This is a genomic window from Streptomyces bobili (assembly GCF_002154575.1).
GTDB lineage: Bacteria > Actinomycetota > Actinomycetes > Streptomycetales > Streptomycetaceae > Streptomyces > Streptomyces bobili.
Window position 1 is genome coordinate 22,971 of the sequence record NZ_MUBA01000521.1, and the last position, 6,547, is coordinate 29,517.

4 protein-coding genes are annotated in these 6,547 nt (G+C 69.7%); 2 read left to right on the top strand and 2 right to left on the bottom strand.

Annotated features, from left to right (window positions below; all coding sequences use genetic code 11):
- Nucleotides 1-37: 37 nt before the first annotated feature.
- Complete coding sequence (locus tag BZL64_RS32315; RefSeq protein ID WP_086772677.1) at nucleotides 38-964, bottom strand: BRO-N domain-containing protein; 927 nt, start codon at nucleotides 962-964, stop codon at nucleotides 38-40.
- A gap of 182 nt (nucleotides 965-1,146) precedes the next feature.
- Here BZL64_RS32315 and BZL64_RS32320 point away from each other — a divergent pair, with 182 nt between their 5' ends.
- A complete protein-coding gene (locus BZL64_RS32320; protein ID WP_208639562.1) occupies nucleotides 1,147-2,211 on the top strand; it encodes an AI-2E family transporter in 1,065 nt (354 codons plus the stop codon).
- On the opposite strand, the gene BZL64_RS32325 is transcribed toward BZL64_RS32320, so the two are convergent.
- The gene (locus tag BZL64_RS32325) at nucleotides 2,166-4,319 is read right to left on the bottom strand and encodes a SpoIIE family protein phosphatase (protein ID WP_086772678.1); all 2,154 of its coding nucleotides are present in this window, start codon (nucleotides 4,317-4,319) and stop codon (nucleotides 2,166-2,168) included. The two genes, BZL64_RS32320 and BZL64_RS32325, sit on opposite strands and share 46 nt — an antisense overlap.
- Nucleotides 4,320-4,566: 247 nt before the next feature.
- On the opposite strand from BZL64_RS32325, the gene aspS reads away from it, so the two are divergent.
- Complete coding sequence (aspS, locus tag BZL64_RS32330) at nucleotides 4,567-6,330, top strand: aspartate--tRNA ligase (RefSeq protein ID WP_086772679.1); 1,764 nt, start codon at nucleotides 4,567-4,569, stop codon at nucleotides 6,328-6,330.
- Nucleotides 6,331-6,547 lie beyond the last annotated feature (217 nt).

Here is a 6,547-nt window from a genome sequence, read left to right on the forward strand (position 1 = left end):
TTGCGACTTCGGGCCTTCTCTCGTCGGGGCGCCCCCGCTACGGCAGTACGTAGATGGGCGCCCCGTCCGCGGCACAGCCCGTCTGCCGCATGCAGCCGCGTTTGAGTAGCGTGCGGAGGCAGTCGTGGACGCGGGCAAGGGAGAGCCCCGTACGAGCGGCGATCTCCTCCATGCGGTAACTGGCCTCGCCCCGGACGAGTGCGGGCGCCAGGTAGGCCGCCACCGCGTGGATGTCCTCGGTGAAGACGAGGTTCTTGGCCTTCCAGGCGGCCAGGAGCTGCTGCGGCGTCAACTCGGGTTCGGGGCGGCGTCCCCTGAGGACCTGCGCGATGTCCTGGAGCGCCTCGGCGATGAGGCCTTGGCTGCGGGCGATCGATGCCTGGCTGTTGCTCATCTGGCGGAGGAGAGCGGTCTGCTGTTCCTGGGCGGCCGCCAGCATCTCGTCGGCCTGGATGTTCCTCGTCTCCAGCCGCACGATGGCGTCGGCGACTTCCTGCGGCATGACGTACGCCGTGCCGCCGGTGGGGGCGGGCTGTACGGCGGCCGGTTCGAGGCTGTAGCTGCCGTCCCGCTGGATGGCGGCGATGACTTCGGAGACCCAGATTTTGAAGGGCTGGGACTCGGGTTTGGTGCAGCCGTTCACCAACCTGATCAGCCCTGGGAGATTCACCAGATTCATGTCTCGTCGCCACTCCCGACCTGCGGGAATGCCGAGAGTGTGCTTCAGGAGCACACTCTCGACACTGGCGAAGTTGGCCATGTCGGCGATGTTCCGCAGAGCGGAACCCACATGTGAGTAGCCCAGGTTCCTGCACACATCGACGGCCGGGAACCAGTGTGTGCCGTCCGGCGTGGTCAGCCTCCGTACCCGCGCCCCCGTGGCCGCGAACACGAAGTCGTTGATGTCGATCGCGTCCCGCTGTGTCGTCGTCTCGTCGGGCGGCGTGTTGTTGTGCTCGTACATCGAGCATCACCTCCACCTCGGACGCTAGGCATATGCCTGGGGGGTTCGGACGATTGTCGGAGATGTTCATTCCCCAGGGGACTGAGGCATCGATTCTGCTGAGGGGGTGTGCTGATGACGGGGCGTCACCCGGCCGGTCGTCCGCGCAGGACAACCCGTGTGGGGCGTGATCCGCTGGAGGGGTGCCGTCGCTGCTTCCCGCCCCCGTTCGTCGTCTGGCCGCCTGGTGTGTGGTGATCCTGCTGGTGTCGGGGGTCGTGTACGTCGGGATCCGGCTGTGCGTGGAGTTTCGTACGGCGGTCGTGCCGGTGTTGCTCGCGTTGCTCGGGACGGCGTTGCTGGGGCCGTTTCACCGGCGGCTCGTCAAGGCGCGCGTCAACCGGTCGGTGGCCGCGGGGGTCACCTGTGTGGCTGTTGTCGCGGTGGTGGGCGGGGCGGTGTACATCGTGGTCGCCGCGCTCGTGAACAGCGGTGACGAGATCGTGGCCTCGCTGAAGGACGCGGCGCGGGGGCTCACCGAGCATTTCGGGGCGGCGGGGACCTCGCTGGACGACATCGCCTCCAACGCGCGGGAGTTGCTGACGAAGTTCGGCGGGACGGCCGCCTCCGGGGTGATCAGCGGGGTGAGTGTGGTGGGCGAGGGCATCGCCATGGCCGTACTGGCGCTGCTGCTGGTCTTCTTCTTCCTGCGGGATTCCGACCGGGCCGTGGACACGCTGCGGGCCCTTGCCCCGGACGGGACGGCGGACGGGCTGGAGGCCATGGGGCGGCGGGCTTTCCAGGCCGTCGAGGGGTTCATGCGGGGGACCTCGCTCATCGCGTTCATCGACGCGGTGTGCATCACCGTCGGGCTGCTCGTGCTGGACGTGCCCGGTGCGGTGGGGCTGGGGGCGCTCGTGTTCGTCGGCGCGTACATCCCGTATCTCGGCGCGTTCCTCTCGGGGGCGGTCGCCGTGCTGGTGGCGCTGGCCGACCGGGGGTTCGTGATCGCGTTGTGGGTGCTCGGGGTGGTGCTGGCCGTGCAGGTGCTGGAGGGGCATGTGCTGCAGCCGATGATCCAGAGCCGGACGGTGCAGATGCATCCGGCGGTGGTGATGCTCGCGATCACGGCGGGGGCGTCGGTCGCCGGGATTCTCGGCATGCTGCTCGCCGTACCGCTGACGGCGGCGGCGTTCGGGGTGGTGCACGAGCTGCGGCAGCGTTACGCCGCCCCCGAGGCCGCCTCCCCTTCCGACGCCGGCTCGTAGAGCTCGAACCAGATGGTCTTGCCCTCGCCGCGCGGGGCCACGCCCCACTCGTCGGCGAGCAGTTCGGTCAGGACGAGGCCGCGGCCGGACGAGGCCAGTTCGCCGGGCCGGCGTTTGTGGGGCAGGGAGTCGCTGGTGTCGGTGACCTCGATCCGCATCCGGCGTTCGCCGGGGTGGCCGGCCACCTCCGCCACGAGCAGCGCGTCGTCGTCGGTGTGCACGAGGACGTTGGTCAGCATCTCGGAGACGAGGAGGACGGCCGAGTCGACCTGGTCGTCGCTGGGCCAGTCGTGCAGGAGGTCGCGGAGCTGTGCGCGGGCCTCGGCGATCCGCTCGGGTTCGGCCTGCGCGATGGTCAGCATGGTGCGCCGTACGGCGGCGCGTGCGGGTGTGGTGGCGCCGAGTCCTCCGCAGCCCGCGCCGCCGTGGCGGCAGACGAGCAGGAGGGCGATGTCGTCCTCGCGGCGGTCGGCCAGCGGACCGGTGGTGTGGTGCGAGGACGGCCCGTGCACGGCTTGGACGAGGGCGTCCGCCAGCTCTTCCAGGCCGCCGTCGTGTTTCTCCAGGATCTTGCGGACGCGCCGCCAGCCGGTGTCGAGGTCGTGTCCGCCGGTCTCCAGCAGGCCGTCGGTGCACAGCATCAGGGCCTCGCCGGGTTCGAGGGCGAGGCGGGTGGTGGGGTAGTCGGAGTCGGGGTCGATGCCGAGGGGCAGTCCGCCGGCGGTTGCGTGGACGAGGACCGTGCCGTCGGTCATCCGGATCGCCGGGTCGAGGTGTCCGGCGCGGGCGGTTCTCAGGACGCCGGTGACGGGGTCGACCTCGATGTAGAGGCAGGTCGCGAAGCGCAGGTCGGCGTGGGCATTGGCGTCCCCGGTGTGGGTGAGGCCGTAGAGGAAGCGGGAGGCGCGGGAGAGGACGGCGTCGGGGCCGTGGCCCTCGGAGGCGTAGGCCCGCAGGGCGATGCGGAGCTGGCCCATGAGGCCGGCGGCCCGCACGTCGTGGCCCTGTACGTCGCCGATGACCAGCGCGAACCGTTTGTTCGGCAGCGGGATCATGTCGTACCAGTCGCCGCCGACCTGGAGGCCGCCGCCGGTCGGTATGTAGCGGGCGGCGAGGGTCATGCCGGGGATCTCGGGGCCGAGCGTGGGCAGCATGGAGCGCTGCAGCCCGTCCGTCAGTTCGCGCTGGGTCTCGGCGGCGCCGGCCCTGGTGAGGGCCTGGGCGAGCATGCGGGCCACGGTGGTGAGCACGGACCGCTCGTCGGGGGTGAACGCGACGGGATAGGCGAAGCCGGCCATCCAGGCGCCCATGGTGCGCCCGGCCACCGTCAGCGGCAGGAACGCCCAGGAGTGGCGGCCGAACTGTGCGGCGAGCGGCCAGGTGAGGGGGTAGCGGGACTTGTAGTGCTCGGGCGAGGAGAGGTAGACGGCCCGGCCGGTGCGGACGACCTCCGCCGCCGGGTAGTCCGTCTGGAGGGATATCTGGGTGAAGGGGTCCTCGTCGTCGGGCTGCTGTCCGTGGTGTCCGATGATCGTCAGCCGGTCGCCCTCGACGCCGAACACGGCGAGGCCGTCCGGTGAGAAGCCGGGCATCGACAGATTGGCCGCGACCCGCAGTACCTCCTCGGTGGACCGGGCCTCCGCCAGTGCCCGGCCCGCGTCCAGCAGGAACGCCTCGCGGGAGCGCCGCCAATCGCCGGTGACGGCGCTGCGGCCGGCCGGGGTGCCGGGTGAGGGCTCGGTGACCTCCTGGAGGGTGCCGATCAGCTCGTACGCCTTCCTGACCGGATCGAAGGAGGGTTTGGATCTGCTGCGGACGACCCGGACGATCCGGCCGTGCTCGTCCATGATCCGGATGCGGACCTCGGCGAGGGTGCCCTCGGCGACGGCCAGCTGGATCACGCCGGTGATCTCGTTCCAGTCGACGGGGTGCAGCCGGGCCCGGGTCTGGGCCTCCGTGAGGACGGCTCCCTCGGTGGGCAGCCCGAGCAGCCGGGCCGCCTCGGCATCGACCGTGACCAGGCCGGTGGAGGTGTCCCAGTGCCAGAGGCCGGTCGCGAGGGAGGCCAGGACATCCCCCACGGCGGGCAAGGGCTCGCCAGTGCGCATTGCCCCACTTTAAGAACAGACGATCGAAGAGTGCCACTGATCGCGTGGTTCATCGTGGATGGATCGCCCGGTTCACCGTCGGCGGATCACCGGGTTCCTCATGGGCGGATCACCCGGTTCCTCGTGGTGGGAGCCGATCGAAGAGGGGCGCCGATCAATGGTGGGAGCCGATCACGGGTGGCCCGGTACGCTGGGGGTTGTTTCACGTGAAACACGCCCCCGATCCGCGAAGACTGGATGAACGACGATGCATCGGTACAGGTCCCACACCTGCGGCGAGCTCCGCGCCTCTGACGTCGGCACCGACGTCCGGCTGAGCGGCTGGCTGCACAATCGGCGCGACCTGGGCGGCATCCTCTTCATCGATCTGCGCGATCACTACGGGATCACGCAGCTCGTCGCCCGTCCCGGTACGCCCGCGTACGAGGCCCTCGACAAGCTGACCAAGGAGTCGACGGTCCGCATCGACGGCAAGGTCGTCTCCCGCGGAACCGAGAACGTCAACGCGGACCTGCCCACCGGTGAGGTCGAGGTCGAGGTCGGCGAGGTCGAGCTGCTCGGCGCCGCCCAGCCGCTGCCCTTCACGATCAACACCGAGGACGGGGTGAACGAGGAGCGGCGCCTGGAGTACCGCTTCCTCGACCTGCGTCGCGAGCGCATGCACCGCAACATCATGCTGCGCACGGCGGTCATCTCGGCGATCCGTCACAAGATGGTGGCGCTCGGCTTCAACGAGATGGCGACCCCGATCCTGACCGCGACCTCCCCCGAGGGCGCGCGTGACTTCGTGGTCCCCTCGCGTCTGCACCCGGGCCGTTTCTACGCCCTTCCGCAGGCGCCGCAGCAGTTCAAGCAGCTGCTGATGATCTCCGGCTTCGACCGCTACTTCCAGATCGCGCCCTGCTTCCGCGACGAGGACGCCCGCGCGGACCGTTCGCCGGGCGAGTTCTACCAGCTCGACGTCGAGATGAGCTTCGTCGAGCAGGAGGACGTCTTCCAGCCGATCGAGAAGCTCATGACCGAGCTGTTCACGGAGTTCGGCGGCGACCGTGAGGTCACCTCGCCGTTCCCGCGGATCCCGTTCCGTGAGTCGATGCTGAAGTACGGCTCCGACAAGCCGGACCTGCGCGCCCAGCTGGAGCTGGTCGACATCACCGACATCTTCGAGGGGTCGGAGTTCAAGGCCTTCGCCGGCAAGCACGTGCGCGCGCTGCCGGTGCCGGATGTCTCGGCGCAGCCCCGCAAGTTCTTCGACCAGCTCGGTGACTACGCCGTCTCGCAGGGCGCCAAGGGCCTGGCCTGGGTCCGTGTCGCCGAGGACGGCTCGCTGTCCGGCCCGATCGCGAAGTTCCTCACCGAGGACAACGTGGCCGAGCTGACGAAGCGGCTGTCGCTGGCCGCCGGGCACGCGGTGTTCTTCGGCGCGGGCGAGTTCGACGAGGTCTCGAAGATCATGGGCGCGGTGCGCGTCGAGGCCGCGAAGCGGGCCGGGCACTTCGAGGAGAACGTCTTCCGTTTCTGCTGGATCGTCGACTTCCCGATGTACGAGAAGGACGAGGAGACCGGGAAGATCGACTTCTCGCACAACCCGTTCTCGATGCCGCAGGGTGGCATGGACGCCCTGGAGAACCAGGACCCGCTGGACATCCTGGCCTGGCAGTACGACATCGTCTGCAACGGTGTCGAGCTGTCCTCCGGCGCGATCCGGAACCACGAGCCCGACATCATGCTCAAGGCCTTCAACATCGCGGGCTACGACGACGAGACCGTGGAGCGCGAGTTCGCCGGCATGCTGCGCGCGCTCCGCTTCGGCGCCCCGCCGCACGGTGGCATCGCCCCCGGTGTCGACCGCATCGTGATGCTCCTCGCGGACGAGCCGAACATCCGCGAGACGATCGCCTTCCCGCTCAACGGCAACGCCCAGGACCTGATGATGGGCGCGCCGACGGAGCTGGAGGAGACGCGGCTGCGGGAGCTGCACCTGACGGTGCGCAAGCCGCAGCCGAAGTAGGCGGTGTGAGGGAGTGGCCCGGAACCGATGTCGGTTCCGGGCCACTTTCGCGCTCTCCGGGTCTTCCCCTTTGAGGGCGACCTCACCGGCGTCCCACAGGAACGCCGGGGCCCCTCCACAGCGGGGCGGCGTCTCATGGGAGGCGCAGGGTGCGGGGTCGGTGGGGCGAGGGAGGAAGCCAGGCATGGGGTTCATGGGCGTGTGGTCGGTGCTGCTG